This window comes from Acidocella sp. (genome assembly GCF_052326845.1).
Classification (GTDB): Bacteria; Pseudomonadota; Alphaproteobacteria; order Acetobacterales; family Acetobacteraceae; genus Acidocella.
Map to the genome: position 1 here is coordinate 1 of NZ_JBKQJR010000109.1, position 26,764 is coordinate 26,764.

Annotated in this window: 24 protein-coding genes and 1 pseudogene; 5 read left to right on the forward strand and 20 right to left on the reverse strand. The window is 64.2% G+C overall.

From position 1 onward, the window contains the following. Positions 1-173: 173 nt before the first annotated feature. Both ACLPJJ_RS07225 and ACLPJJ_RS07230 read right to left on the reverse strand, forming a co-directional pair. Positions 174-1,238 carry an OmpA family protein gene (locus tag ACLPJJ_RS07225; RefSeq protein ID WP_443590274.1) on the reverse strand — a complete coding sequence of 355 codons (1,065 nt, stop codon included), beginning with the start codon at positions 1,236-1,238 and terminating at the stop codon, positions 174-176. A gap of 361 nt (positions 1,239-1,599) precedes the next feature. Further along, positions 1,600-1,914 (reverse strand): PilZ domain-containing protein, encoded by a 315-nt coding sequence (locus tag ACLPJJ_RS07230; RefSeq protein WP_443590275.1) that lies wholly within the window; start codon positions 1,912-1,914, stop codon positions 1,600-1,602. Positions 1,915-2,229: 315 nt separating this feature from the next. Between ACLPJJ_RS07230 and ACLPJJ_RS07235 the strand changes: the two genes are divergently transcribed. After that, positions 2,230-2,535: a hypothetical protein gene (locus ACLPJJ_RS07235; protein ID WP_443590276.1), complete on the forward strand. Its 306-nt coding sequence runs from the start codon at positions 2,230-2,232 to the stop codon at positions 2,533-2,535. 448 nt (positions 2,536-2,983) lie between these two features. Here ACLPJJ_RS07235 and ACLPJJ_RS07240 read toward each other — a convergent pair whose 3' ends face one another. Both ACLPJJ_RS07240 and ACLPJJ_RS07245 read right to left on the reverse strand, forming a co-directional pair. After that, positions 2,984-3,727 carry an ABC transporter ATP-binding protein gene (locus ACLPJJ_RS07240; protein ID WP_443590297.1) on the reverse strand — a complete coding sequence of 248 codons (744 nt, stop codon included), beginning with the start codon at positions 3,725-3,727 and terminating at the stop codon, positions 2,984-2,986. An 8-nt stretch (positions 3,728-3,735) separates the two neighbouring features. Next, positions 3,736-4,563, reverse strand: coding sequence for an ABC transporter permease (locus ACLPJJ_RS07245; RefSeq protein ID WP_443590277.1), 828 nt, complete (start codon positions 4,561-4,563; stop codon positions 3,736-3,738). 96 nt (positions 4,564-4,659) lie between these two features. Between ACLPJJ_RS07245 and ACLPJJ_RS07250 the strand changes: the two genes are divergently transcribed. Together ACLPJJ_RS07250 and ssuD are read left to right on the forward strand one after the other, a co-directional pair. Beyond that, positions 4,660-5,619, forward strand: coding sequence for an aliphatic sulfonate ABC transporter substrate-binding protein (locus tag ACLPJJ_RS07250; protein WP_443590278.1), 960 nt, complete (start codon positions 4,660-4,662; stop codon positions 5,617-5,619). A gap of 12 nt (positions 5,620-5,631) precedes the next feature. Beyond that, complete coding sequence (gene ssuD / locus ACLPJJ_RS07255; protein ID WP_443590279.1) at positions 5,632-6,801, forward strand: FMNH2-dependent alkanesulfonate monooxygenase; 1,170 nt, start codon at positions 5,632-5,634, stop codon at positions 6,799-6,801. Positions 6,802-6,899: 98 nt separating this feature from the next. On the opposite strand, the gene ACLPJJ_RS07260 is transcribed toward ssuD, so the two are convergent. The 13 genes from ACLPJJ_RS07260 to ACLPJJ_RS07320 form a co-directional block, all read right to left on the reverse strand. Next, a complete protein-coding gene (locus ACLPJJ_RS07260) occupies positions 6,900-8,498 on the reverse strand; it encodes a dipeptide ABC transporter ATP-binding protein (RefSeq protein WP_443590280.1) in 1,599 nt (532 codons plus the stop codon). Next, entirely contained in the window at positions 8,495-9,304 is an 810-nt protein-coding gene (locus ACLPJJ_RS07265) for an ABC transporter permease (protein ID WP_443590281.1), read from the reverse strand. The genes ACLPJJ_RS07260 and ACLPJJ_RS07265 overlap by 4 nt, the downstream gene beginning before the upstream one ends. Further along, a complete protein-coding gene (locus ACLPJJ_RS07270; protein ID WP_443590282.1) occupies positions 9,301-11,817 on the reverse strand; it encodes an ABC transporter substrate-binding protein in 2,517 nt (838 codons plus the stop codon). Before ACLPJJ_RS07270 ends, ACLPJJ_RS07265 begins: the two co-directional genes overlap by 4 nt. Next, entirely contained in the window at positions 11,814-13,196 is a 1,383-nt protein-coding gene (locus tag ACLPJJ_RS07275; protein WP_443590283.1) for a tetratricopeptide repeat protein, read from the reverse strand. Before ACLPJJ_RS07275 ends, ACLPJJ_RS07270 begins: the two co-directional genes overlap by 4 nt. Before the next feature lie 3 nt (positions 13,197-13,199). Continuing rightward, positions 13,200-14,027, reverse strand: a complete 828-nt coding sequence (locus ACLPJJ_RS07280) for an alpha/beta fold hydrolase (protein WP_443590284.1) — start codon at positions 14,025-14,027, stop codon at positions 13,200-13,202. A gap of 3 nt (positions 14,028-14,030) precedes the next feature. Continuing rightward, complete coding sequence (locus ACLPJJ_RS07285) at positions 14,031-15,029, reverse strand: P1 family peptidase (RefSeq protein WP_443590285.1); 999 nt, start codon at positions 15,027-15,029, stop codon at positions 14,031-14,033. A 54-nt stretch (positions 15,030-15,083) separates the two neighbouring features. After that, on the reverse strand, positions 15,084-17,363 hold the full coding sequence (locus ACLPJJ_RS07290; protein WP_443590286.1) for a TonB-dependent receptor: 2,280 nt from the start codon (positions 17,361-17,363) through the stop codon (positions 15,084-15,086). Between the two features lie 306 nt (positions 17,364-17,669). Beyond that, positions 17,670-18,716, reverse strand: coding sequence for a hypothetical protein (locus ACLPJJ_RS07295; protein ID WP_443590287.1), 1,047 nt, complete (start codon positions 18,714-18,716; stop codon positions 17,670-17,672). Then, positions 18,713-19,135, reverse strand: coding sequence for an ExbD/TolR family protein (locus ACLPJJ_RS07300; RefSeq protein WP_443590288.1), 423 nt, complete (start codon positions 19,133-19,135; stop codon positions 18,713-18,715). The genes ACLPJJ_RS07295 and ACLPJJ_RS07300 overlap by 4 nt, the downstream gene beginning before the upstream one ends. A gap of 3 nt (positions 19,136-19,138) precedes the next feature. Further along, positions 19,139-19,567 (reverse strand): ExbD/TolR family protein, encoded by a 429-nt coding sequence (locus ACLPJJ_RS07305; RefSeq protein WP_443590289.1) that lies wholly within the window; start codon positions 19,565-19,567, stop codon positions 19,139-19,141. A 3-nt stretch (positions 19,568-19,570) separates the two neighbouring features. Next, a complete protein-coding gene (locus tag ACLPJJ_RS07310) occupies positions 19,571-20,482 on the reverse strand; it encodes a MotA/TolQ/ExbB proton channel family protein (RefSeq protein WP_443590290.1) in 912 nt (303 codons plus the stop codon). A 34-nt stretch (positions 20,483-20,516) separates the two neighbouring features. Then, the gene (locus ACLPJJ_RS07315; protein WP_443590291.1) at positions 20,517-21,131 is read right to left on the reverse strand and encodes an energy transducer TonB; all 615 of its coding nucleotides are present in this window, start codon (positions 21,129-21,131) and stop codon (positions 20,517-20,519) included. A 72-nt stretch (positions 21,132-21,203) separates the two neighbouring features. After that, complete coding sequence (locus tag ACLPJJ_RS07320) at positions 21,204-21,647, reverse strand: hypothetical protein (protein ID WP_443590292.1); 444 nt, start codon at positions 21,645-21,647, stop codon at positions 21,204-21,206. Positions 21,648-22,001: 354 nt separating this feature from the next. Here ACLPJJ_RS07320 and ACLPJJ_RS07325 point away from each other — a divergent pair, with 354 nt between their 5' ends. Further along, on the forward strand, positions 22,002-23,441 hold the full coding sequence (locus ACLPJJ_RS07325; protein ID WP_443590293.1) for an FAD/NAD(P)-binding protein: 1,440 nt from the start codon (positions 22,002-22,004) through the stop codon (positions 23,439-23,441). Positions 23,442-23,686: 245 nt separating this feature from the next. On the opposite strand, the gene ACLPJJ_RS07330 is transcribed toward ACLPJJ_RS07325, so the two are convergent. Beyond that, entirely contained in the window at positions 23,687-24,535 is an 849-nt protein-coding gene (locus ACLPJJ_RS07330; protein ID WP_443590294.1) for an amidohydrolase family protein, read from the reverse strand. A gap of 50 nt (positions 24,536-24,585) precedes the next feature. Then, a pseudogene (locus ACLPJJ_RS07335) lies at positions 24,586-25,453 on the reverse strand (TauD/TfdA dioxygenase family protein). Positions 25,454-25,678: 225 nt separating this feature from the next. Between ACLPJJ_RS07335 and ACLPJJ_RS07340 the strand changes: the two are divergent. Then, complete coding sequence (locus ACLPJJ_RS07340; RefSeq protein WP_443590295.1) at positions 25,679-26,197, forward strand: GNAT family N-acetyltransferase; 519 nt, start codon at positions 25,679-25,681, stop codon at positions 26,195-26,197. A 58-nt stretch (positions 26,198-26,255) separates the two neighbouring features. Here ACLPJJ_RS07340 and ACLPJJ_RS07345 read toward each other — a convergent pair whose 3' ends face one another. After that, positions 26,256-26,501, reverse strand: a complete 246-nt coding sequence (locus ACLPJJ_RS07345; protein WP_443590296.1) for a hypothetical protein — start codon at positions 26,499-26,501, stop codon at positions 26,256-26,258. Positions 26,502-26,764 lie beyond the last annotated feature (263 nt).

Genomic DNA, 26,764 nt, shown 5'->3' on the forward strand with positions numbered 1-26,764 from the left:
ATCCACGCTTCCTCCCCACGGTCGGTCACCCTTCCGCAGTTGCGCTTCACTTCGCTCGCTGTGACCAGCTTACGATGGGACTTCCACCCACAAGAATGCGCCCATGCTGGGCGCACACAAAAAACCCCGGCGGTTTCCCGCCGGGGTTGGCTTTGGCGATGATGCCGAAGCTTTTAGTGCATCACGATCTCGACGCGGCGGTTCTGCGGCTCGCGCACGCCCGGGCCGGTCGGCACCAGCAGGTGGGTCGCACCGAAGCCGTGGATCTCGATCTCGGAGGTCGGGACGCCATCCTGAACCAGCTGCGCGGCAACCGCCTTCGCACGACGCTCGGACAGACCCTGGTTGTACTGCGCGGCACCAGAGGTGTCGGTGTAACCGGAAACGTCCAGCGTGGTAACGTTCTGCGTCTTGGAGTCGGACGCCGCCTGGTCGATGATCTGGGTCGCGCGCGGGGTCAGGTTGTACTTATCCCAGTCGAAGAACACCAGATAGGTCTTGGCCGGGGCCGGAGCCGGGGCCGCCATCGGGGCCGCAGCGGGTGCCGGAGCCGGGGCAGCAGCCGGGGCGTTGAACAGCTGGTAGCGCAGCCCCAGCAGGAAGGTGTGGTAATCGTGCTGGCCCAGCTTCACGCTGCCGTTGTCACCGCCGACCTCAGCGTAGTTGCGGCTCGAAACCAGCTGCATGAAGCGGTAATCGGCGGTGGCCGAGAGGCCCGGCACCCAAGGCAGCGGGTAGGAGGCACCAACGATCAGCTGGTAGGCGAAGCTGCCGGCGTCACCGCCGACGGCGTAACCGTTGTTGCCGTTCAGATGGTTGGACAGGTGCACCCACTGGTAACCCGCACCGGCGCCGAGATAGGGGAAAATGGGCAGGCCGACATTGAAGTCATACAGCACGTTGACCATCGGGCCGTAGGTCTCGGTGCCGCCGTGGGCGCGGCTGATGTCACCGTTACCGTAGTCGTGGTTCGAGTTCATGTTGTTGCGGTAGAAGTTGCCGCCGACCTCAACCCGGAAGCCGTTGCCCAGGCCGTAACCAAGGGACATGGCGCCGGAGTAAGAGGGGCTGGTGTGGAACTTACCGTAATCGCCGTTGGCGTGGTTGTTGTAGCTGAACGTGTCCTGGAGGCTGGTACCCGCGCCGAGGCTCACATAGGGGCCTTTGACAGGCTGGGCGTGGGAGGCAAGCGGCATGGCCAGGCAAGTGGCGGCGGCAAGCGCGAAACGGAGCTTCATTTCAATATCCTTAGCAAATAGGTTGCAATAACTAATATAACCCATTAAAAAACAAAAAGAATGCACCTAGCGGAAGGCTGCCATGAATCCCCAGCAGCTGTAGCATTTTTGACACATTTCTCCTCTCGAGCCCTCCCGCCCTCGGAATACCGGCCAAAACCAAGGAATTTTATCCCGAATGGCCGCCGCCAAACGTTGCCTTGCCAATACAAGCCGCAGGCAGCGGACATGCAGCTGCTGCGTTGCACCATTGCAAATTGCGATGGCCACGATTCTCGCTGCGTGTAGGGGAGGTTTTGGCGCCACGTCCGCGCCTACAAATCGGAAGCCCTACCCCGAAGGCCCGATTTCACCCGACGCGTTATGCCTTGGCTGCGAATTCGAGGCCGATATGGTTACCACGCGCCCAGCAGCGCCTCGCCTTGTGATGGGTGTTGTCAGCGAGACGCAAGGTTAGAAATTCTGGCACCTCGACCATCACCTCGGTCTCGACACACGCCCCTAGTTCCGACAGGTCGTGGACAATGCAGTCAATCACGGTCGGGCTGAAGCCGCCATAGATCAGCTTTGCAGACTTGATTGCTCGCGCCCGGCGTTCAGTACGGCGATCTGTGCTGCTTGAATCGAATTGTGGGGCCAACGCGCTCATCTTCTGCGCCTCTTCGCTTTCTGACATGAAGAATAATAAACCACAAAATCGTTAAAAAATCCACAGATTTCACCAAACCTGAAACGATGCACCTCCTAGCCAAGTCGGCTAAAATCCCAAAAATTGTTTAAATAAAATGATCAAAAAAAGATTATTTTAGAATATTTTATCGAATTGTCCCTGAGAATTTTCTCGAGCAGCACATTGCCAATTTTCACTGCAAATCTGCGCTGCAAACGCATGATCTTTACCGACGGAAAAACAAGCTCCCATTCGTGGGATTTGGCGAATTTTTCTTTGTATTAAAGAATTTTTACCTTTGACGTTAACGATTCGAAACCCGTGCCCGACGGCACCGACATCCTGCCGCCCGCGCCTCCCCGCAAAGAACACCGCCGCGCAACGCGTAAAAACCTCTCTTCGCTCGGTAGACTGGCCTATGGGGGAGAAGAATCACGCATGCTCAACTGCGAAGTGCTCGATGTTTCCGAAGCCGGCATTCGCGTCGAAACCTACGTGCATCCCATCGATATTCCGGAGTTTGTTTCGATGTCATTCGGCGGCCTTTATTACCGCGCGCGGCGGCGCTGGGTTGAAGGCAACCAGATCGGTCTGACACTCATTCCGGATGAAACACAATCGCCATAGGAAGAGAAAATACTATTTTCCCTGAAAACGGCTGCAGAATTTAAAATGTTTGTCTTTTTCCGCATCGGCGGCGCGGTGGGTGAATCGGCGGCGTAGTGTGTATGACGGAGGCGTAGTGTGTATGACGGAGGCTACCCCCATTATCAGTCATCATCAGTCGAATCGTCATGGCACCTACTACGCTGCCATGCTGCCGTCCACATCTCATTATCAATGCAATTCGAAAAGAAATACCCGCAAAAGAAGGCACGGCAAGAAACATGCTCAATGACAGAGCATCAAAGAGATCGCTCAGGCGCCAGAAGCCCCCTCACTTCTTGAGACAACTACGTACCAGAATAGCCGGTGATAATATGTGGCGGGTAACCGGATAATGAAAGCCAGGCTCAGGCCTCCTTCCTTGAGGTACAAGGCGGCAGGATGCTGAAAAAAACTGTCAGTGTGCCGTTCACCCTTCCTTCACGCCCAGCGCCTCCAGCAGCTGCGTCCGCAACTCGCTGAAGCCCAGTGTAGAATGACGGCGCGGACGCGGCAGGTCCACCGGAATGTCTAGCGCGATGCGCCCATGTTCCAGCACCAGCACGCGGTCGGCCAGGATCAGCGCCTCGTCCACGTCATGCGTCACCAGCAGCACGGCGGGCTGATGGGCGGTCCACAGCGCCCCCACCAGCGACTGCATTTTCAGCCGCGTCAGCGCGTCCAGCGCGGCGAAGGGTTCGTCCAGCAGCAGCAGCTCCGGCGCGCGCACCAAAGCGCGGGCCAGGGCGGCGCGCTGCGCCTCGCCGCCGGAGAGGGTGAGCGGCCAAGCCTGCAGGCGGTGCTTCAGTCCCACCTCGCCCAGCGCGTCCTCGGCCAAGCGGCGGGCGTCAGGCATGCGCAGGCCGAGCGTCACGTTCTCCCAGACGCGCTTCCAGGGCAGCAGGCGCGGCTCCTGGAACACCACGGCGCGGGCCTTTGGCACGCTGAGCACGCCGGCGGGCGCTTCATCCAGCCCCGCCAGCGTGCGCAGAAGAGTGGATTTGCCCGAGCCGGACCGCCCGAGAAGCGCTACGAACTCTCCGGGCTGGATGGAAAGATGCAGGTTCTCCAGCACGGTGTTGGCACCGAAGCGGCGTGTCAGCCCGCGCACCTCCACGGCGAAACCGCCCTGTGTCACCGGTGCGTCCTGACCGGGCTGGATGTCCGTCAGCATGTTCATGCTCAAACGCCTTTCACGGTGACAATGGAGGGGCGCCAGACGAGCAGCTTACGCTCCAGCGCGCGAACGAGCTGGTCCGTGGTCAGCCCCAGCAGCGCGTAGACCAGCAGCCCGTCGAAGATGATGTCGGTGCGCAGGAAGTCGCGGGCGTTCATCACCAGATAGCCAATGCCGGAGGAGGCGTTGATCTGCTCGGCCACGACCAGGCTGATCCAGGAAATGCCGAAGGCCTGGCGCAGCCCGACGAAAAATCCCGGCAGCGCCGCCGGGAGTATGACATGCCAGATCGTCTCGGCATGCGAGAGGCCAAGCACCGAGACACCCTCGACCAGCTTGCGCTCTACCCCGCGCACGGCGGAGAACAGGTTCAGGTAGATCGGGAACATGCTGCCCAGCGCGATCAGCACGATTTTCGGTGTCTCGCCGATGCCGAACCACAGGATCATCAGCGGGATCAGTGCCAAATGCGGCAAGGTACGGGCCATCTGCACCGAAGCGTCGATGGCATCCTCGCCCAGGCGCGAGAGGCTCGCGGTCAACCCCAGGGCCGTGCCGATGGTGACACCGAGCGTCAGCCCCGCCGCCACGCGTTCCAGCGAGATCAGCAGGTTGGGCCACATCTGGCCGGTGACGATGAGCTGCCAGAAGCTCTCCGCCACGGCGGCAGGGGGAGGCATGGTCTGCGGGTCGACCAGCCCGGAGGCGGTCAGCCCCTGCCATAGCGCGACGATCATCGCAGGCACCACGGCCCGGCGCAGCAGGGTGGCGGGAATGAAGCCCCCGCGCCGGAACAGCGAAATCCGCAGCGGGGCATCGAGCGATACGGACATACAGACCCCCTCAATTCTTGCGTCTAATATATCTATTGCACAGGTAGGCTTACTGTGCAATTCGTCCATCACAAAGCCTGGACAGGAATATCGCCAGTGGTCACGCCTACCTTCAGCCGCCGTTCGCTTCTCGCAAGCGCGGCGCTCGCCGCCCCCGCCCTGCTGCTGGGCAGCCGCGCAGTGCACGCCGGTGCCAAGGGCACACTCAGGGTTGGCTACCAGAAGTCCTCGGTCACTCTGGTCCTGGCCAAGGCCAAGGGGGGGTTCGAGGCCAGGCTCAACCCTCTCGGCTATGATGTCGCCTGGGCGGAATTCCCCTCCGGCCCGCCATTGCTAGAAGCTCTCGCCTCGGGCGCGGTGGACCTCGGCTATACCGGGGAACCACCGGTGATCTTCGCCCAGGCGGCTGGCGCCCCGTTGATCTATGCGGCAGCCACCGACCCCAGCCCCCGCGCCGTCGGCATCCTGAAACCCGCAGGAAGCAAGCTCGCCACAGCCAAGGATCTGGCCGGCAAGAGCGTGGCCGTCGCCAAGGGCTCCAGCGCGCATTACCTGCTCGTCTCGGCCCTGGCCCATGCCGGCGTGCCATATGAGGCGGTGAACACGATCTTCCTGCAGCCAGCCGATGCCCGCGCCGCCCTGGCCACGCACGCCGTCGATGCCTGGTCGATCTGGGATCCGTTCCTGGCTGGCGCCCAGGCGGCGGGCGCCGAGCTGCTGACCGACGGTACCGGGCTGATGCCCAACCGCGCCTATTACACCGCGCGGCGGGACTTCGCCGCCGCCCACCCGGACGCACTGAACAACGTCATCGACGAGCTCAACAAGCTGGAAGCCTGGGAGAGCCAGCATATCAGCGATACCGCCGCCGCCATCTCGCCCAGCATCGGCCTGCCGCCCGAAGTGCTGAAGATATGGTTCGCGCGGCAGAAATACGGCGTGCACAAGCTCACCCCGGAGATCTTCGCCGGGCAGCAGCAGATTGCCGATACCTTTTACAAACTTGGCTTGATTCCGGCGCAGATCGACGTCTCCGCCGATACCTGGAACGCGTGAGGAGACCAGCGAATGCCCCTGCAACCTGCAAAATCTGCGAATGTTTTCTGGTTCCTGCCCACCCATGGCGATGGGCGTTACCTTGGCACCAGCGTTGGCGCGCGCGAGGTGGACCACGCCTATCTGGCGCAAATCGCCCAAGCCGCCGACCGGCTGGGCTTTTACGGCGTGCTGATCCCCACCGGCCGCTCTTGCGAGGATAGCTGGGTGGTTGCCTCGTCGCTGGTGCCGCTCACCGAGCGGCTGCGCTTCCTTGTTGCCTTCCGGCCCGGGCTGCTCAACCCGTCGCTCGCCGCGCGCATGGCCGCCACGCTGGACCGCATCTCCAATGGCAGGCTGCTGGTGAACATCGTCACCGGCGGCGATCCGGAGGAGAATACCGGCGACGGCATCTTCCTCGAACATGCCGAGCGGTACGAGATCACGCGCGAATTCCTGGGCATCTGGAAGGCGCTGCTGGCCGGTGAGACGGTAAATTACGAGGGCAAGCATCTGCGCCTCGAAAACGGCAATCTGCTCTTCCCCGCCGTGCAGCAGCCCCACCCGCCGCTGTTCTTCGGCGGTTCGTCGGATATCGGCATCGATGTCGCCGGTGAGCAGGTGGACACTTATCTGAGCTGGGGCGAGCCGCCCGCCGCCGTGGGTGAGAAGCTGGCCAAGGCCCAGGTGGCCGCCGCCAAATACGGGCGCAAGCTGAATTTCGGCGTGCGGCTGCACATCATCGTGCGCGAGACCGCCCAGGAGGCGTGGGATGCGGCGGAGAGCCTGATCTCGCATCTGGACGATGCCACCATCGCCAAGGCCCAGGCCAAGTTCGCCTCCATGGACTCCGTGGGGCAGCGGCGCATGGCGGCACTGCATGGCGGCAAGCGCGACAAGCTCGAGATCTACCCCAACCTATGGGCGGGCGTGGGGCTGGCACGCGGCGGCGCGGGCACGGCGCTGCTCGGCGATGCCGAGCAGGTGTCGCGGCTGATGCGCGAATACATGGATGTTGGCGTGGAGAATTTCATCCTCTCCGGCTACCCGCATCTCGAGGAAGCCTATCGCGTCGCCGAACTGGTGTTCCCGCGCCTGAATCTGGCCCATCCGGTGGCGAGCTTCGGCCAGTCGCGCAATAGCGGCCCGTTCGGCGAGACAGTGGCGAACGCCTACCGCCCCGCCGCCCAGGCCGCCGGCTAGGCAACCAGAGTTCATACGGCTGGGCGGAAACCCCGCCCAGCCGCATCTATGCGTTTCTTTCCACGGTAAAACCACGCAAGGCCGTCTCCTCTCTGCGTTCAGGCATGCGCCGTCCGCAGCGCCGCATCCAACCCAGGAGCGGCGGCAATGAGCTTCGCCGTATAGGCATGGCACGGCGCCGCCAGAACCTGCGCGGCGGGGCCGTCCTCGACGATCCGCCCCGCTTCCAGAACGATGACCCGATCGGCGACAGCACGGAGCACATCGAGATCATGCGTCACGAACAGACAAGCAAGACGCCGCTCCCGCGCCAGCCGCACCAACAAAGCGAGGATCTGCGCCTTCACCGTGGCATCAAGCGCCGAGGTCGCCTCGTCCAGCACGAGGATTTCCGGGTTCACGGCCAGCGCCCGGGCAATCGCCACACGCTGGCGCTGCCCACCCGAGAGCTGGTGCGGATAGCGCCCCGCATGGCTGGGGCTGAGCCCGACCTGCGCGAGCAGATCGGCAACCAGCGTGGCAATCGCGGCCTCACCGAGCCGCTGGCCGAGCAGGCCCAGCGGCTCGGCGATGATATCACTGATCCGCCAACGCGGGTCGAAGCTCGTTGCCGGGTCCTGGAAGACGATCTGGAGCTTCCGCCGCAGCCCCCGCCATTCCGCCGCGCTGGCGGCGTTGAGCGAGATGCCGTCGATGCGGATGTCCCCGCCGCTCAGGCGCTGCAGGCCCAGTAAGCCGCGCAGCAATGTGGACTTGCCGCTGCCCGACTCCCCGATCAGCCCGACACATTCCCCGGCGGCGAGGGTGAAGGAGACATCCTCCAGCGCCCGCACCGGCGCGCCATGCCGCAGCCAGCCCCGCCGCCCGGGGTATACGTGGGAGACGCCGTCAACCGCCAACCGCACGTCCCCTGGTACATTGGCGGGCGGCGGCTCGGGCCGGTCGGCGGCGATGAGCGCCCGCGTGACCGGATGCGCGGCCCCGCCGCTGAGCAGCGCCACCGGCCCAGTTTCCACGATTTCCCCTCGGGCCATCACGGCGATCCGCCCAGCCACCCGCGCCACGGCGGGGAGGTTGTGGGAGATGAACAGCAGCCCTGCCCCGCTCTCCCGTGCCAGCCGTGTGAGCAGCGCAAGGATCTGCGCTTCGGTCACCGGGTCGAGCGCGGTGGTCGGCTCGTCGGCAATGATGAGCGCCGGGTTGAGCGCCAGCGCCATGGCTATGGCCACGCGCTGCCGCTGCCCGCCGGAAAGCTCGTGCGGGTAATGGCGCCCGGCGGCGAGGCGGCTTGGCAGCTCCACCTGCGAGAGCGCGGCGATGGCGTGGTTGCGCGCCTTGGGCAGCGCCAAGCCGCGATGCAGCTGGAACACCTCCGCCACCTGGTCCAGCACTGGCTGCACCGGGTTGAGCGCGGTCATCGGCTCTTGGAAGACGAAGCCGATTTTCGCACCGCGCAAGCTGCGCAACCTGGCCTCCGGCGCGGCGGCGAGGTCCTCGCCCTGGAACAGGATGCGCCCCTGGCGCGCCGCGCCCTCCGGCAACAACCCGGCAATGGCAAGCGCGGTGAGCGATTTGCCGGAGCCGGACTCACCCACCAGGGCCAGCGCCTCTCCGGACGCGAGACTGAGGGAGACACCGTGCAGCAACTCCCGCCCGCCGAGCGAGACGGTGAGGTTATCGAGCGTGAGCAGGCTCATCGGGCATTCTCCCGGCGCGGGTCGGCAAGGTCGCGCAATCCATCGCCCAGCAGCGCCAGGGCGAAGCTGGTGAGCAGGATGGCAAGCCCCGGAAACAGCGCCAGCCAGGGCGCGGTGGTCATCAACGTGCCGGCATCGTCCAGCATCCGGCCCCAGCTGGGGAAAGGCGGCTGCACCCCGAGCCCAACGTAAGAGAGGCCGGATTCCGCCAGGATGGCGAGCGAGGCCTGGATAGCCGCCTGCACGCCGAGCGAGGGCAGGATGTTGGGCAGGATATGCGCGTGGGCGATGTAGAACCGCCCCTTGCCGGCAGCAATGGCGGCCAGCACGTAGTCGCGCTGCCATTGCGCCCCTGCCGCCGCGCGGGCCACCCGGGCGAAGACGGGGATGTTGAAGATACCGATCGCGGCCACAGCGTCGAACACGCCAGGCCCGGCCAGGCTCGCCGCCAGCACGGCGATGAGCAGCGCCGGGAAGGCGAACACCACGTCGGAGAAGCGGGAGAGCAGCTCATCCGCCCAGCCGCCGGAAATCGCGGCGGCAATCCCCAGCGGCACGCCAAGCCCTGCCCCCAGCAGCACCGCCAGCGCCCCTACGGCGAGCGAGGCACGTCCGCCCGCCAGCACGTTGGCGAGCACATCCCGCCCGAAGGCGTCGGTGCCAAACGGATGCGCGAGGCTGGGCGCAGCGAGGCGGTGCGGGATGTCCATGGCCTGCGGCGGATAAGGCAGCCAGAGGAAGGAAAGCAGCACGAGAGCCAGGATGATGGCGGTGAGCACCGCCCCGGCGCGGAAAGTCGTCGTCATTGGCTGGCTCCGGTGCGACGGCGCGGATCGGCCGCTGCGGCGGCAAGATCGGCGAGCAACGTGACCACCACCACCTGCGCCACCAGCAGCAGCGAGACGCTCTGCACCACAGGTGCGTCACGGCTGGCGATGGCCTGGATGATCAGCCGCCCGAGCCCTGGGAGGAAGAACACGTTCTCGATGAGCACGCCGCCCGCGAGCAGGAAGGAGAATTGCATGCCGAGGATGGTGAGCACCGGCACCAGCGCATTGGGCAGCGCATGGCGCAGCAGAATGCGTAACGGCCCCGCACCCTTTGCGGCCGCGGTGCGCAGAAAATCCTGCCCCGACAGCTCACGCAGCTCCAGCGCCAGCACGCGCGCCAGCACCGCCGCCTGCGGCAAGGCGAGCGCAATGGCGGGCAAGGTAAGCGCCCTTAAGGCTGGCCACAGCCCCGCACCCCAGCCCGGGAAGCCCCCCGCCGGGACCCAACGCAGCACAATGCCGAAGGGAATGACCAGCATCAGTCCGAACCAGAAATTCGGCACCGCCAGGGCCAGCCGCGCCAAGCCGGTAGCTAGCGCCCCGCCCCAGCGCCCGCGCCAATACGTCGCCGCCAGCCCCAGCGCCAGAGCCAGCACGGTGGAGAGCAGCAGCGCGTACAAGGTGAGCGGCAAAGACAGCGCCAGACGCTGCAACACCAGCACCGCCACCTGCTGGTGATAGACGAAGCTGGTACCGAGATCGCCCTGCGCCAGCCCGGCCAGCCAATGCGCGTAGCGCCACCAGAAGGGGGCATCGAGCCCCAGCTGCGCGTGCAAAGCCGCCACCGCCGCCGGGCTAGCCTGGATGCCAAGGATCGCCCGCGCCGGATCACCTGGGATCATCTGCATGGTGGTGAAGATGATCAGCGATGCCACGAGCAGCGTGGCCAGAAGCCCCGCCGCACGGCGCAGCGCGTAACCAGGCCCGGCCCGCAGTACCAGGACCACCACCAGAGCCAGCGCCAACACGCCACCGCCCAGGGCCAGATATCGCGCACCGGCGGCCACATGGCCTGCGCCCTCATCGCCTGGCACGGCGGCCGTGGCGAGGTCGAAATCCTGCACCGGCCCCGGCGTCCAGTCGAGCGAGACGCGGGCGGATTGCACGGTGATGTCGGGGAATTGCAGCAGAAACACGTTCACTGCGTCGTCGGCCAGGGTTTTCTGCAATGCCTGCCGCAGCTTGATTTGCGCCGCTGGGTCCTGCGTGGCGTCGAGCTGCGCGAGCAGCGCCGCATAGCGCGGGTTGTTGTAACCGAAATAATAATCCGGGTTGGCGTAGATGCCGTAATCCAGAGGCTCGACATGGTTGACGATGGTCAGGTCGAAATCATGTCCGCCGAACACCTGGGTAAGCCAGGGCACCCAGTCCAGCTGTACGAGCTTCGCCTGCACGCCGATGGCGGCGAGCTGCGCCGCGATAACCTGCCCGGCGCGCGTGGCGTAGGAGACCGGCGGCAGCGCGATGGTGGTGGAAAACCCGTGCAGATACCCCGCCTGCGCCAGCAGCGCGCGGGCCTTGGCCGGGTCGTAGGGGTACTCGCCGGTGAGGTCCACGTAACCAGGATCCTGCCGCGCGTAATGGCTGCCGATGGGTGCACCGAACCCGTCCACGGCGGCATCGATCACCGCCTGGCGGTCGATGCCGTAGGAAAGCGCGCGCCGGACCAGGACATTGTTGAACGGGGCACGGCGATTGTTGATGGCGAGGATCACCTTGCCCTCGCTCAGCGCGGTATCGACCTTCAGGCCAGGATTCTGCTCAAGCCGCGCCACCGCCTCGGGTGCCGGAAAGGCGGAATAGACATCCACCCCGCCGCTCAGCACCGCGTCCAGCGCCGCGTTGGGATCGGCGATGAAGCGGAACTTCACCGCCGGGGATTTGGCCGGGGCGCCCCAGTAATCCGGGTTGCGCAGCAGGGTGATGGAATCGCCCCGCGCCCAGGACCCGAAGCGGAACGGGCCGGTGCCGATGGGGTTCACCACGTCGGTTGCGGCCGAACGCGGCGAGACGATCACGCCACCCGGCAGGCCAAGGGCGTCGAGCAGCCCTGAGCACGGGCGGGAGAGCCGGACGATGGCGGTAAGCGGGTCGGGCGTATCCACCTGCGAGATGCAGGCGAAATCCGCGTGCTGCGGATTGGGTGAGGCTGGGGCGGCGGCGCGCTCCAGCGAGAATTTCACCGCCGAGGCGTCGAAAGACGTGCCGTCGTGAAAGCGCACGCCGGGACGCAGATGGAAGGTATAGCCCAGGCCGTCGGGCGCCACCTCCCAGGAGGTGGCAAGGCCGGGGCTGAGTTGCCACCCGGGGCCGATGCGCACCAGCCCCTCATACACCGTGGGGAACAACACCTCGGCAATGGCACCCGAGGCCGCCGCCGTGGGGTCCAGCACTGGCGGTTCCAGCTGCAGGCCGATCGTGAGCACGCCCGACGCCACCGCAGGCAGCGGGAGTAGCAGCAGGACGAGCAGAAGCCGCAGCAGCCTCATGCCGCCGCCCTGACGAAGCGTTGCGCGGCGGCTTCAGCGCGGGCACGCGCGGCTTCGGCCTGGGCGGGCAGGTTCAGCGCGGTGTAGATGCCCGCCAGCTTGCGGTTGAGCGGCACGTCGTCAGGGAAACCCGCGCGCTGGCGCTCCAGGATCAGCTGCGCCCGGCCGGGCTGGCCGCCTTTGATCAGGCTATCCACCAGGAAGATATGGAACAGCCCGCGCTGGGCATGGCTGCCGCCCAAACCAGCGATGAGCGCGGTGGCCGGTTCCAACTTCTGCGCGGCGCTGGCGTAGTCGCCGCGCGCATGGGCGAGCAGCCCCTCGGCCAGAGTCACCCCCGCCTTGGACCAGGCCTCGCGGCTTTCAACCGGAGCGTTTTGCGGCGCGGTGCGGATAGCGGCGAGCAACTCCTCCGCCTCCGGCTGGCCAGCGCGGGCCAAGCCGTAGAGATACTGCACCGAGAGAAAGGGCTGGGCGATATCCGCCTTGCGCGCGGCCAGCCACTGCCCCAGCTCCGCCCAGCGCCCGCCGACATCGGCACCCGCGAATTCGAGGCGAGCCAGCAGCGAGACGGCACCAATTTGGTCCTGGGAGAAACTCTTGTCCTTGGCCCAGACATGCCGGTCGTAGATCTCCAACGCTTCCTCGAACCGCCCCTCGGCCAAATAGAACAGCGCCAGATGCCACCACAGATGCGTGTAGAGAAAGGAGATGAACTTGTTCCAGCCCTCGCGCAGTGGTTCGAGGAAGGCGATGCCCTCCTCCACCCGCCCGGTGGTGAGCAGCACATGGGCGAGCGCGTGCTGGGCCCAGCCTTCATCCGGCTGCAACGCCAGGGCGCGGCGGGCGGCGGCCTCGGCTTCCTTCACCAGGAAGCTCTGCTCATAGGCGAAGGCCAGAATGCCATGCAGATGCGCGACGTCGCCTGCCACAGGCAGGCTGATGAGCGCGCTGCGCAGCATGGCGGGGGCGTCGCCACGGGAGAACTGCAAGTAGTTGGCGTATTTAAGCAAAACGAGGTCGCGCGGGTTGCGGGCCAGTTCGGCCAGAGTCTCAGCCTCGGCGGCGGCCGGGTCGCCCTCGGCCCAGAGCTTCACCGCCCGTAGCGTTGCCAGCTCGCGGACATTGGCGCGGGCCGCCCCGGCTTCGGCGCGGGCGATATAGGTGCGTGCCTCCACCGGCTCGCGCCCGGTTTCCGAAAGCAGCCACAGCAGCGCGGCATAGGTGTTGGCGAGGGTGTCCTCCTCCGCGTCGGCTGCGGTGAGGATGTTGGTCACGATCAGCTCGTAACCCAGCACGCCACGGATGAAATCGTTGATAGCGGCGATGGTGGCGGGGTTTCGCGCGGTAATTTCGTTGCCGAGATAGTCGGTTGCCATGGGTCAGTCTCCGGCCATGGCGGCGCGTAAGGCCGCCAGGGTCTGTTCGGGTTGTTCCAGCATGATCTGATGCCCGGTGCCGGGCAGCACGGTGAGACGTGCCGCGGGCAACACGGCGGCCAGCGCCTGCGCCGCCGCGGGCGGGGTGAGAGCGTCCTCGGCACCGGCGAGAATGCGTACCGGGGTGCGGATGGCGGCGAGTTGCGCCGGGTCCAGCACCAGCAGCCCGGCGAACAGTGCTTGCATCACGAACAGCGTGTTGCGCTTGGCTATTTGCTGCTCATGCGCAATGAGCTCCAGGTCCGCCCCCTTCGCCCAGGCCAGACGCTTGAAGCGCCGCGCCAGCAGCGGCTTGAGCAGTTCCAACACCGGCAGCGGCAGCCGCCCCAGCACCGGGCCGAATAGCGCCCCCTTCCCCACCGGCGCCATTTGCGGCGGCGGCGGGCCGAGCAGCACCGCGCCAACGAAATGTTCCGGTGCCTCGGCCAGCGTCGCCAAGGCAATGCGCGTGCCCAGCGAATGCGCGACGAGAATGTTCCGCGCCGTGCCGTAGCGGGCGATCAGGGCGCGGGCATCTGCCAGCAGCTCGGTGCCGGCATAGGCGGCAGGGTCACGCAGATCGGGGCTGGCGCCGTGGCCCGGGGCGTCCCAGGCGATGAGGTTCAGTGGTTCGTTCAGCAACTCTTCCCACAGGAAGCGGAACTGCTCCTTGTTGCCGCCACTGCCGTGCAGAAAGAACAAGCTGGTCTGCACCCCCTTGTTCAGCACCGCCGCGTGCAGCGTGCGGCCGGGCCGGACCTCTTGGAACGAGCCGCCGATAATCGATGTCATGCGCTAGCCTCCGAATTTGTGGCGCCAGCTTGGCGCTTCGCCCTCGCGCCCCTGATAGCTGGCCGCATGTACCCCGCGCGCCATGGCGCGGGCCGTGACCAGCGTGGCGGCGAGGCAGAGTTCCGAGAATTCGTCCCGCGCCGTACCCAGCTTCCGTGCCGAGGTGGAGATGCCGAAGATGGTGTCGCCATCGCGCGGCAGATGCGCGGGCAATGCGGCGCGGGCCACGCCGTCCTGTGCCAGGATCGCGAGCCGCGTGGCCTGTGCCTTGGTCAGCGCTGCATCGGTGGCGACGACGCCGATGGTGGTGCCGAAATAGCCCGGCGGCTTCACCCGCAGAGCCAGAGCGGACGGATCCAGCCTAGCCGGAAAGCCCCGCCCGCCGAATTCATCGTCCACCTCGTAGGGCGCAGCCCAGAAATGCGGGCCGTCGCCAACGGTGACGCTGCCAACGGCATTCACCGCCACCAGGGCCGCAACCATATGCCCCTGCGGCGTGACGGTGCTGGCCGAGCCGATGCCACCCTTCAGCCCCGCCGTAGTGGCACCGATGCCCGCCCCGGCGCTGCCCAGCGCGAACACGCCAGGCTCTGCGGCGCGAGCGGCCTGGTAGCCGAATTCCGCATAGGGGCTGAACCGCCCCCAGTTTTTGTCACCGCCATTGGCGAGGTCGAACAGGCTCGCCTGCACCACGATCGGCACGCGCGGCAACTTCGTGGGCGGCAGCTTGGCGAAATCCTCACGCAAGGCGGCCTGCACGCCGGAGGTGGCATCCAGCCCGTAGGTGGAGCCCCCGGAAAGCACCAGGGCGTTGATGCGCTCCACCACCATTTCCGTCCCGAGCAATGCCCCCTCGCGCGAGGCCGGGGAGCCGCCGAGCACGCTCACCCCAGCGACGGCCGGTTCGTCGAACAGCACGGCGGTAACGCCGGAACGCAAGACCGCGTCATCCCCCGCGTGGCCAACGCGGATGCCAGCAATGTCGGTAAGCAAGTTGCGCATGGGGTATCCTCAAAGCCAGGCGCCGGGGCGGAAATGCCCGCCCCGGCCAGGATGTTACTTGAAGTCATAGGACAGACGCAGGCCGTAAGTGGCGGGCTCGCCATATACACCGACAGCGTAGATCGAATCGTCAAAGTAGTTGTTGGAGAGCAGATATTTGCGGTTCAGCACGTTCCGCCCCCAGACGCTGAGCCGCCAGTTGTGGTAGGTCGGCAGTAGGTCCACATCAACGTTCAGCAGCCCGTAACCCTTGATGTTGTAGGAGTTGGTCGAGGTGTTCAGCAGCGAAACATACTGGTCACGATAGGCGAAGCTGCCGCCGAACCGCACGCTATAGGCTTCGTTGATCGGCAATGTCTCGTACGCTGCCAGCGTGTAGGTATAACGCGGCGCGCCTATGCCACGGCCCTTGAGATTCTCGGTGACGGGCACGTAGACGCCGTTCTCCAGCGTCGAGCCGACGGTGTCGTTGAACTCGTCGAACGCACCGGCGGTTAGGCCCAGCGACTGGTCGATGGACAGCCCCGGCAGCGGCAGCCAGTCCACTTCGCCCTCGCCGCCATATAGATGCGATTTCGGTGCGTTCACGAAGTGGCCGACCGAACCATAGGTCGGGTCTGTGATGATGCCGAGCACCTGCTGGTCATGATAGTCGTAGTAGAACGCGTCGGCATTGACGAGCAACGTGTTGTCGAGGAACTCGTTCTTGGCGCCGATTTCATAAGCCAGCAGGCGTTCCGGCTTGAACGGCGAGATGGCGAGATCGGCCGGGACAACCGCGTTAACGGCGGTGAACCCGCCGGACTTGATGCCCGCGGTAACGGAGGCGTAGAGCATCGACTCAGGCAGAAGCTGGTAGTCCAGCTCGGCCTTCCAGGACGGCAGCGTGTAGTACGTCGACTCGCTGCCAACGCCGCTGAAAGGTATCGCCGCGTTGTTCGTGTTCAAGTAGGCGGTGGTCGAGAAATCATTGATCTTGCGATGCTCGTTCTCGATGCGCCCGCCCAGCACCAGCTTCAGCTTGGGCAGGAACTCGTATTCGGCATGCGCGTAGAGGCTTTTGGTCTCCACGGACTGGGTATAGGGCGTGTGGACGTAAATCCCGAAGCCGGAGAAGCTGGAATCGTAGACTTCATCGAGCGTCTCGCGCGAGAAATAGGCGCCGATGAGCCAGTTATACGGATTCTCGGTGAGCGAGGCGATGCGCAGATCCTCGGCATAGGCGCCAGCACGGGTGGAGAAATACACATCCGCCGCGCCATAATCGGTGCCGTCGAGCGCATCCAGCTCGCGGCGATCAAGGCGCTCCACGCTGGAGACGCTGGTGATGCGCGCGACGGGCAGCGTGTAGGTGGTGGTGAGGTCCGTTCCCCAGCCCTGGTTGTCGCGGTAGGGCTTCGTATCCGGGCTGATACCGCGATAGTTGGCAAAAGCGGTGGTGGTCCCCCAGCCCACGGCGCGCGGGCTGCTATCGGCCGGGTAGATGCCACGCGGATCCAGCAGCGATGAGGCTTCGCCATCGGACTGGTCGCGCCCCCAATGCGCGTTGAGCAGGAAGTTCAGGTTGGGCGTGGCGTCCCAGGCGATTTCGCCGCGCAGGTTCTTGGTGTCGTTATTGCCGAAAGGCTGGTCGGTGACGCGGTTATACTGATAGCCGCCGCCCTGATTGGTTTCACCCGCGAGACGGATGCGAACAGTGTCCGAAATCGGGCCGGAGACATAGCCTTGGAGAAGGGCGTTGTTATAGGTACCGTATTCCACCGAGCCGCCATAGGTCAGGTGGTCTGTCGGCTTGTTGGTGATGACGTTGATGGCGCCCGCCGTGGAGTTGCGGCCATACAGCGTGCCCTGCGGGCCGCGCAGCACCTCGATGTGGTTGATGTCGAAGAACTGTCCCTGCGTCATCGCCGGAACCGGGTAGGCCACGTCATCGACATAGTAGCCGACGACAGGTGCGTTGTTCGAGGCATAGTCGTTGAAGTCAGTGCCCACGCCGCGAATGGCGAAAGATGTCTGGCCGGTGCCGAACTGCGACTGCACCTGCAGGTTCGGAGCTTCGTATTCCAGGCCCTTTACGTTTCTGACGCCGTCTTCCTGCAAGCGCTTGGCTGAGATGATGGTCATGGAGATGCCGACCTTCTGGGCATTTTGACGGCGGTGCTGCGCCACCACGATCACGGGCTTCAACTGGTTCACGGCCGCGCCGGAGGGTGGGGTTGCTGTGTCGGCGGCGAATGCGGGGCGTACCAGGGCCGTGGTGAAGTACAGCGCCCCAGCCAGCGTGGCAAAGGCAATGGAGCGGCTGCCGAGGGCAGACGCGGCGGAAATAGTCATTCTTTTTAATTCCCTAGAACAGACGAGAAGCTGGACGATAAATAATCTATATTCTCTACCTGTAAAGTATTCTGTTAGAATAAAATACTGACAAATTGAACGCCATCTCCCTGATTGGTAAATTTAATAAATTGTATTTTCACGATTATTTTAAGTGGAATTAGTTTTTCTTTCTCTGAAAGCCAAAGACATACATAAGTGATTTTATAGTGAATCGCGCCACCCCAAAGAATCGGCCCGGCACGATGTGCCAGGCCGCTAGGAATGCTTGATTGATGAGAGCGCTCTACGCGGAGAGCCCGTGGTTCAGGAGCTCGCCGTCCTCTCCTGCGGAGGCGCCGCGATGTCCCAAAGCCTGGCGAGCGCGCCAGTGGCGTCGATCAGCTTGCCCTGACCGTACCCAGGAACACCGGCAAACCCCTTGCCCGAGGCAATGGCCTGGTCCAGGGCCGTCGAGGGCGGCACGCTCGGCGCCGTGCTGTTCTTGTCCGCCAGTGCTTGCAGACGGGCGGCGTGGCCGCCATCGGTCTGGGCGTTGAGAATGCCGCTGGCAAACCCCGCGTCGAGCACGCGCTTAGCCTCCGCCCCCTGGTCGGCCAGCAGCGCACGCTCGGCGTAATCCTCGTAATCACCCGGCTGGGTCAGCGTCTTTGTCGCCAGGCGCAAGCGGTACACATCCAGCGTCAGCGAGTCGGGGAAGCCGGGAACGCCCTGCACCAGCGCGATGGCCTGGTTCCAATAGGCTTGGCTCGGATACACTTTCAGCAGCGACTGCAAGGCGTCGAAATACGCTTGGTTGTCGCCCGTTTTCTGCGCCGCGGCAGCGGCAAGCTGTAACTCCGCCTCGGACGCGCTTGTGCCTTCGCGCTTCACGTCCTGCACCACGGCCTGGTAATGGCCGAGCGTGTAATCGGCCTGCACGGCCAAGGCGCGTGTCTGCGCACCGGTGCCGCCCGCGGCGATGTATTTGTTCACCCAGGTAATGGTCTGCACGCTATCCCCCGCGCGGGAATAGAACCCGGCGACGGCCTGCAGCAATGGCAGCTTTTCGCTGGCCGGCGTCGCGTTGCTGGCCAGCACGGTCTCGTAGGAATGCGCGGCCAGCTCATACTGGCCGGCACCGGCGGCGGCACCGCCGCGCAGCTGCGCCACCACCAGCGTCTCATAGGGCGAGAGGCTGCCCACGGCCTCGGCCCGGTTCACCTCGGCCAGGGCCGCCGTGTATTTCTGTCCTTTCAGGTCGCTTTCGGCCTGAAGCAAGAACTTGGCCACAGCAGGGCGCATCGTGTCGGCATTGGCCAGGCTGGGAAGAAGAAGCGCTGCGCCAAGCAGCAAGGAATATTTTTTGCTCATTGCGCGAACTGCTCGTAACCGACGATCCCGATTTTCTGGACACCGAGGCGCTGCGCGCTGGCGAGCACCTCGGCGACGTATTTGTAGTTGGCGAGCTTGTCCGGGCGGATATGCAGCTCCGGCTGCACGGGGGTGGCAGCCAGCGCCGTCAGCTGCGCCTCCAGCGCCTGGCGGGTGGGCAACACCGTGCCGTTCCACAGCAGCGTGCCGTCGAAGTCGATGTCCACCTCGTCCACCTGCGGCTTGATGTTGGAGGGGGCGGCATTAGCCTGCGGCAGGTTGAGCTTCACCGCATGCGTCTGCATCGGGATGGTGATGATTAGCATGATCAGCAGCACCAGCATCACGTCAATAAGCGGGGTGGTGTTGATGTCGACCATCACGTCCGGCTCCTCGCGCGCGGAAAAATTGATGGCCATGGCTCAGTCTCCTCCCCCGGCGGGCGGTTGCAGGATGAAGCCGACCTTCTGGATGCCCGCACGCTGCGAGGCCAGCAGAACCTCGCCCACCGCCTGGTAATGGGCATTCTGGTCGCCCCAGATATGCACCTCAGGCTGCGGCACATTACCGCTCACCGCCAGCAGCTTCTGTTGCAGAGCGTACAGCCCGGCGAGCTTGTCCTGGTTCCAGTAGATGTTGCCCTGCGCATCCACCGAGATGTTGATGTTGCGTGGTGCCGTCTGCGTCGGTTGGTTGCGCTCCTGCGGCAGCTGTACCGGCACGGTGTGCGTCACCACCGGCACGGTGATCAGGAAGATGATCAGCAGCACCAGCATCACGTCGACGAGCGGCGTGGTGTTGATGGCGGAGAGGAGTTCGTCCTCTCCGTCCTGGGCGATGTGCAGCGCCATGGCTTAGGCCGTCTGCACGACGGCGAGCGAGCGGGCGGGCTGCTCCGGCTTGGCGGCGGCCAGGGTACGTCCCCCGGCGACCTTGCCGCTCAACAGCAGGGAGTGCAGGTCGGAGGCGAAGCCGCGCACCGCCTCAACCGCCACCTTGTTGCGGCGAACCAGCCAGTTATAGCCGAGCACGGCGGGCACGGCGGTGGCGAGGCCGAGCGCGGTCATGATCAGCGCCTCGCCCACCGGGCCGGCGACCTTGTCGATGCTCGCCTGCCCGGCGATGCCGATGGCGGTGAGCGCATGATAAATGCCCCACACCGTGCCGAACAGCCCGATGAACGGCGCGGTGGAACCCACCGTCGCCAGCACCGCGAGGCCGCCCTGCAGGCGCGAGACGACCTGCTCGACCGTGCGCTGGATGGAGAGCGTGATCCAGGTGTTGAGGTCGATATTCTCGACCAGCGAACCCTCGTGATGCTCCAGCGCGCTCACCCCGGTGACGGCCACGGCACGGAACGCGCCCTTGACCGGCAGGGTGTTCACACCGTCGGCCACCGAACCGGCGGTCCAGAAGCTGCGGCTCTGACGGGCCTGGCGGAAGAGCTGGCTCTGCTCGATCAGCTTGGTGATCAGGATATACCAGGTGGAAGCGGAGAAGATCGCCAGGATCAGCAGCGTGCCTTTGGCGATGAAATCGCCATTGCTCCACAGCGCACTGAGGCCGTACGGGTTGTCGATGGTGGTGGTGGCTGGCGGGGCATCGGTGGCCAGCGCCGGGGGGGCAATGGGCGCAGTGGCATCGAGAGCAGCCGCCTGCGCCGTGGCCGCCGGGGCGGCATCGGGGGCCGACTGGGCCAGGGCCGGCAGTGGCGCGAGCAGGGTGGCGCCAAGCAGCGCGGCGGGAAGGATTTTGCCAAATTTCATGTCTTATACTCCATCGTTCATGGCGCGACGCGCGTTAATTCAGAGTCCAAACGTAACGGATACTGGTCCACGCCTCGACAGGCTGGCCATCGGCGCCCAAAGCGGGCTTGAACTTACAGCGCCCCAGCGCCTGCAGGGCGGTCTGGTCGAGCTCTGCATGGCCGCTGGAGGAGGCGACACGCGCCTGCTCCACCGAGCCGTCAGCGCCGATGAGGAACTGCAGCACCGAGGTGCCGGTCTGGCCCATGTCCTCGGCGTCCTCGGGGTATTCCGGCGCGGCGCAGCTCTGGTTCGGGTCCAGCCCCGCCGCGCGGGTGGGCGCCGGGCGCGCTACGGGCTGCGGAGCCGGCGGCTTGGCCGTGGTCACCTGGGCGATGACCGGCGTGGGCGGCGGCGGCGCCACCTGGATCAGCGGCGGCGGAATATAGGGCGGCGGCGGTGTGATCACAGGTGGCGGCGGAGGTGGCGGCGCCTCGGGTGGCGGCTTCACCTCTTGGATGATCTGTGCCTGCAGCGGTGCACGCAGAACCTGCACCGCTGCCTTACCCAGCCCGCTCACCAGCGCGTAAATCAGCACAGCATGCAACAGCGCCACGAAGGCAATGCCAACAAGCTTGCGCGAGGGGCTGGTATCAAGTGTGTCGTCCACGGCATGGCTCCGCTCCGGAAAAACGCATTCAGAGATGCTTTATATAACACAATAAAGTCTATCTTTAAAGTATTAAATAATGCCATATTCAAAATATGGCTGCACGTCCACCCCGGTCGGAAGCAACCCTGCCTTGGAAAAAATATCGTCTACAGCCTGCGCTGAAGCCACAACGCCATCGTCAAGCTTCGTTATCCGCTCAAATTGACTTTCATGATAGAGTTCATCGTCAATATAGCTCTGTTTGACCTGAACGGTCTGGGCCAGCGCCCTGCTCCAGGCCGGCTTGTTTGCCTCCACCCAGTCATAGGTCCGGCGCACGCACCCAACATAATCGCCGATGGCGGCGCGTAGCGTAGGGTCCGCCAGCGCGGCCGGAGACGCGCCGATCAGGTAGTTACCAGAGAGAATCCCCGCCGCCGTGCGCAGCACTTGCGCATGTCCCGCCTCCAGCGCCTCGTAGATCGGGTAGCCATAGATCGCCCAGGCATCATGGCGCCGCTGTCTTTGCCGCATGCCCACTCCCGACCCGGGAGAAGAGAAAAAATAAATTTATTGGTTTTAATCGTATTTTTTCTATCATTATTATAGGTATATAAAGACAAAGCCAACGGGAAGAAAATTTTTCAGGGACGCAGGCCCTAACAAAATTTAGAAAATATTTTTACCATTCCAAATTTGGGAGCAATTTATTGTAGTTTTTTTCTGCATTTTGGAAGAAGGACCGCTCCCTCATTCCGTCACGTGTTTAACGCCCCCATTGCCATAACAATACAATATTAATATAATTTGTTTTGTATTGATATGACGCGCAGCAGAGGTGCCGCGGCAATTATAGAGGCAGCCGTAACAGCCATGACGCACAGCAAAATGAGCCACACCCGTTACGGCGTTGCCTCACCCGCCATCGCCACCAGTCAAACTAGCCTTCCGGGTTGTTGCGTCGCCGTCATCGGCGGCGGCTTTTCCGGCACCATGGCGGCGATTCATCTGCGCCGCCTGCTGCCGCAGGAACAGAAGGTCCTGCTCATTGAGCGCAGCGGCCATTTCGCCCGCGGCCTCGCCTATGCCGATACGGGGGCGGCGCATTTGCTGAATGTTCGGGCGGCGAATATGAGCGCATTTCCCGATGACGCTCAGCATTACGAGCGCTGGTTGGAAACCGTAGCGCCGCACGTTGCCACGGAAATTCATCGCACCGCGGCCGGCATCTTCACCACGCGGCGGCTCTATGGCCGGTATCTGCGCGCCACGCTGGCAGAAGAGATGAAACGCAGCGGCGGTATGGTACGGCTGGTGGCGGACGAGGTGACATCACTCACCCCCGCACCGGGCGGCTGGCGCCTCTCCTGCCGCAGCGGCAAGGATATCCTCGCCGCCGGCGCCGTGCTGGCCTGCGGCAACCTACCCGCTCTCCGGCCATCCGATAGCGTTGCCGTCCGCAACCCCTGGTCCAGCGAGGCGTTGTCGAATCTGCGGCCGGATGAGCCGGTGCTCATCATCGGCACCGGGCTGACGATGGCCGATCTAGTGCTCGCCCTGCACACCCAGGGTTTTCGCGGACCGGTCTTCGCCCTCTCTCGCCGGGGCAAGCTGCCCCATCGGCACGAGGCGATCGGCCAGACCTGGCCCACATCGAATTTCACGGCGGCGGAGCGCGGCACCACGCTGGCCCTGCTGCAAGCTGTGCGAAGGCAATTGCACACCGCCCAGGCGGCTGGCATCAGCTGGCGCGCCGTCATCGACAGCCTGCGCCCGATCACGGCGGAACTCTGGCACGGCCTGAACGTGGTGGAACGGGCGCGCTTCCTGCGGCATCTGCGCCCCTATTGGGACATCCACCGGCACCGCATGGCCCCACCGGCGGCGGAAATTGTCGACGCCCTGACCAGCAGTGGCGCGCTGCGCATCATCCGCGGCCGCATCAGGAATATCCAATACGCCTCTGACCATGCCACCATGACCTTCGCCAGACACGGCAGCCCTCAGGCGGAAACATTGCAAGCGCAACGGATCATCTTCGCGACCGGGCTGGAGGGTACGCTGGCCAACACTGGCCTGCCTGCTTCACTGCTAGCCCAGGGGCTGGTCCGGCTGGATCAGCACTCGCTGGGGCTGGAGGTAACTGAGAGCCTCGCCGTGATCGGCGCCGATGGCAGCCCGGCGCCGAATTTATGGGCGTTGGGACCACTGGTCCGCGGTGTGTTCTGGGAATGTCTGGCGGTGCCAGATATCCGTGTGCAGGCGGAGCGGCTGGCCCAGGCCATCGCACCGGTTATCAGCCCGGCCTCACTCGCCTACGGCAAATAAGCAACGGCAACATTTCTATGCCCGGCGGACCATAGATTTCCCGAGGCGGCTTCCTTCAAAACAAGCTTTTCTAGCGTCAGGTCCGAAACCGCCAAGCTCAGCCAGGGCATTCTCCGCCTACAGTTCCTTCAGCCGCTTAAAATTCTAACCCAACAGGCGAGCCAAAGCCTCCGCTAATTCAGACAGCCGACTGTCTCAAATCATTTGACGACAGACACATATTGTTTATTGGGTTATCCGGCCACTTACAGTCCGAGCAGAGCCTTGGCGTTGGTGTGAAACAGCTTCTCCAGCACCTCGTCCTTGAAGCCGAGCTTGGCGTAATCTTCCACCGACTGCGCCATGGCGCGGAAGGGGAAGGATGAGCCGAAGGCGATCTGGTCGGCGAGCGCGCCGTTGGCCGCTTCCACGTACAGCGCGCCGCCGGGCTGGAAGATGTACATGTCCGGCACGAGCGTGACATTGGGGTAGCGGAAGGCAACGCCAATGATCTCGGCGGCGCGCGGCCAGGTGCCGTGATGCACGGCGATACGCAAACGCGGAAAGGCGCGCGCGACGCGGCCGATGGCGTCCGGGTTGTTGTAAGCAAGATCCGGCGTGGTCGGCCCGGTCATCAGGAAAACCGGTGCGTTCCAGTCCTCCAATGCCTCATAGACTGGCAGAAGCAGAGGATCATCGAAATGCCGGGGCGAGGCGCCAAAACCGGGTTCCAGATTGATGCCCTTGAGGCCGAGGGTTTTCACTGCGCGTTCGGCTTCGGCCACGGCACGCGCGGCACCCAGCCGGTGCGGATCCACCGAGCCGATGCCCACCAGCACCTCATGCCGGCCCGCCAGTGTGGCGATTTCGTCGTTGTCGTTCTGGATGGCCGGAGTGTCGCGGCCAATGACCACGGCGGTGCTGATGCCCGCCGCGCGGATCTCCGCCACCCAGGTGGCTTCGTCCTGCGAAGCGGCGAAATGCTCCGGATTGTGCGAGCCTGTGCGGCCATTCAACCATTTCGCTGTTTCATAGCCGGGGGTACCGCTGCGGCCCCCGTAGAAATCGTGCAAAAAGGCGGGGCGGTTGCGGATGTCGATGATGGTACGGGGCAAGGCTGAAGCTCCAGGCGGCGGCCGAGGGCATACCCCCCCGGCTTGGTTTTTCAGAAGGCGCTGTCTTCACCAAAGGTGACACGGTGGAGCAGGCGGTCTTCGGTGTAGTCGGTGACGGCGTAATGCACGGTGGCGCGGTTGTCCCAGATGGCAACCGTGTCCGTCTCCCAACGCAGGCGGGCCTGCAGCTCGGGCTTTTCGAGCAGACCGAACAGGAAGGTGAGCAGTGCGTCGCTTTGCTGGCGCGGCAGGCCCTTGATCTTGTCGGTGAAGTTCGGGTTCACGTAGAGGATCTTCTTGCCCGTAACCGGGTGCGTGCGCACCACCGGATGCACCACAGGCAGATGCTCGGCGCGCCTGGGCATAGAGTTCACGGCCATTCTCCAGCTGCTCGAAATAGGCCGGCCAGCCGCTATGCTCAAAGCTGTGCACGGCCTCCAGCGTTTCCAGATAAGCCTGCAATTCCTTGGGCAGGGCCTCAAAGGCGCGGGTGGTGCTGGCCCAGGCCGTGTCGCCGCCGATGGGCGGGATCTTGCGCGCGTACAGCACCGTGCCGGTGGGTGGATTGGCCTGAAAGGTGATGTCCGCGTGCCACTGGTCGGTGCCGTAGCGCGGCACGTTGGGGGCTTTCTCAAGCAGCTCGACCGCTTTGTACCCCTCAAGCCGGGGGAAGAACGCCTTGGCCTTGTCCGGATTGCCGAACACCTTGGCCACGTCCAGTTGCTGGTCGGGCGTGAGGGTTTGCTGGCGGAAGAACAGCACCTGGAATTCGGCCAGGGCGCGGCGCAGTTCGGCGCGCAGGGTTTCGTCCCGCACATCGGGAAGGTCTACGCCGTGCACGGTGGCGCCGATCAGCGGGTTATAGGGCTCGATCTTCAGCTTGGTGTAGCGGGCCAGACTGGCATCCACATGAGACATGAGAATTTCCTATGCTTGGAGTAGCGCGTGGCAGCACCAGCACGCCGCGTTGAGCGTATGGTTATCGTCGGATTTTCCCAGGCACGGATGTACTCTGTACCAATAGAAACTATATTGGCTAAAATAAGTCAATATATACTATAGTTAATATAGTGTATTTGTCAGGCGGTGCTCTGACCTTCTGCAAGGCGCAGTGCTATTGCCAGGTGGCGTAAGGAGGCGAAGGTGACTGCCGTATCGCTACGCATGGCAGTGCCTGAAGATGCGCAGCAGCTGGGCGCGGTGCATGTCGCCTCCTGGCGTGAAAGCTATGCGGGCTTACTACCGGAGGGGATGCTGGCCACGCTGTCCGCCGAGCGCCGGGCAGCCACCTGGTCCACCATGCGGGGCAACAAACACTTTCTGGCCAGCTCTTCCGTATGGGTTGCCGCGGAAGGCTCGCTGATCGTCGGCTTCGCGTCATGCGGCGCGCAGCGTGATCAAAGCCTGCGCGATCAAGGCTTTGATGCGGAGTTCAACGCAATCTACATCCTGCGGTCACATCAAGGTACCGGGCTGGGCTGGGCCCTGATGCGCGCGATGGCCGCAACGCTACGTGAACAGGCATGCCGTGCGGCAGCGCTCTGGATACTGACCAAAAACAAAAATGCCCGCTGCTTGTATGAGCGGCAGGGCGGAATACTGATCGCGGAAAAGGAGGTTGCCAGGCCACAGGCGATTTTGGTCGAGGTGGCCTATGGGTGACGTGAAATTGGCTGCTTTGCAGTTCCGTCCCCGCGCTAGCACGGAGACGGAACGAACGTCAGTCCTCGCCGAGTGTTTCGGCCTCGATTTGCGCAAGCCGTTCCGGCGCCGCGGCGCGCAGGAACAGAAAATACACTACCCCGGCGGCCAGGAGGCCAAGAAAGACATCAGGCAACACGTTGTAGGGCCAGCTTGGCTGCCGGGTAGACCGTGCCGGCAGCCCCACCAGCAGCAATGCGAAGGCAGCAAGGGCGGTGAGCACGTGCGGCGCTCGCGGCCCCCTCAGCAGAAACCACTCAGACATGGCGAAGGCTCCTCCACCATGCGCCGGATAAGAAGAGATAATAGATCCTGAGCCCAGACTGATACCTAAATATCGCCAGTTGCTGTGTCGCCAATCTTACCTCAAGATATTTCTAGATGCTCGAAATTTTACTCTGGATGAGCTGCTGCCGGTTTCGTGGACACGACGATAAGATCGTGATCGAGGAACCGGAGAGAGGACATGACGAGACGGAAGTTTGGCAGTGAGTTCAAGATTGAGGCTGTGAAGCTGGTGACGGAGCG

Coding starts and splice junctions, on each gene's coding strand:
- ACLPJJ_RS07225 (WP_443590274.1), bottom strand. CDS start 1,238: ATGAAGCTCCGTTTCGCGCTTGCCGCCGCCACTTGCCTGGCCATGCCG.
- ACLPJJ_RS07230 (WP_443590275.1), bottom strand. CDS start 1,914: ATGTCAGAAAGCGAAGAGGCGCAGAAGATGAGCGCGTTGGCCCCACAA.
- ACLPJJ_RS07240 (WP_443590297.1), bottom strand. CDS start 3,727: ATGCTGACGGACATCCAGCCCGGTCAGGACGCACCGGTGACACAGGGC.
- ACLPJJ_RS07245 (WP_443590277.1), bottom strand. CDS start 4,563: ATGTCCGTATCGCTCGATGCCCCGCTGCGGATTTCGCTGTTCCGGCGC.
- ssuD (WP_443590279.1), top strand. CDS start 5,632: ATGCCCCTGCAACCTGCAAAATCTGCGAATGTTTTCTGGTTCCTGCCC.
- ACLPJJ_RS07260 (WP_443590280.1), bottom strand. CDS start 8,498: ATGAGCCTGCTCACGCTCGATAACCTCACCGTCTCGCTCGGCGGGCGG.
- ACLPJJ_RS07265 (WP_443590281.1), bottom strand. CDS start 9,304: ATGACGACGACTTTCCGCGCCGGGGCGGTGCTCACCGCCATCATCCTG.
- ACLPJJ_RS07270 (WP_443590282.1), bottom strand. CDS start 11,817: ATGAGGCTGCTGCGGCTTCTGCTCGTCCTGCTGCTACTCCCGCTGCCT.
- ACLPJJ_RS07275 (WP_443590283.1), bottom strand. CDS start 13,196: ATGGCAACCGACTATCTCGGCAACGAAATTACCGCGCGAAACCCCGCC.
- ACLPJJ_RS07280 (WP_443590284.1), bottom strand. CDS start 14,027: ATGACATCGATTATCGGCGGCTCGTTCCAAGAGGTCCGGCCCGGCCGC.
- ACLPJJ_RS07285 (WP_443590285.1), bottom strand. CDS start 15,029: ATGCGCAACTTGCTTACCGACATTGCTGGCATCCGCGTTGGCCACGCG.
- ACLPJJ_RS07290 (WP_443590286.1), bottom strand. CDS start 17,363: ATGACTATTTCCGCCGCGTCTGCCCTCGGCAGCCGCTCCATTGCCTTT.
- ACLPJJ_RS07295 (WP_443590287.1), bottom strand. CDS start 18,716: ATGAGCAAAAAATATTCCTTGCTGCTTGGCGCAGCGCTTCTTCTTCCC.
- ACLPJJ_RS07300 (WP_443590288.1), bottom strand. CDS start 19,135: ATGGCCATCAATTTTTCCGCGCGCGAGGAGCCGGACGTGATGGTCGAC.
- ACLPJJ_RS07305 (WP_443590289.1), bottom strand. CDS start 19,567: ATGGCGCTGCACATCGCCCAGGACGGAGAGGACGAACTCCTCTCCGCC.
- ACLPJJ_RS07310 (WP_443590290.1), bottom strand. CDS start 20,482: ATGAAATTTGGCAAAATCCTTCCCGCCGCGCTGCTTGGCGCCACCCTG.
- ACLPJJ_RS07320 (WP_443590292.1), bottom strand. CDS start 21,647: ATGCGGCAAAGACAGCGGCGCCATGATGCCTGGGCGATCTATGGCTAC.
- ACLPJJ_RS07325 (WP_443590293.1), top strand. CDS start 22,002: ATGAGCCACACCCGTTACGGCGTTGCCTCACCCGCCATCGCCACCAGT.
- ACLPJJ_RS07345 (WP_443590296.1), bottom strand. CDS start 26,501: ATGTCTGAGTGGTTTCTGCTGAGGGGGCCGCGAGCGCCGCACGTGCTC.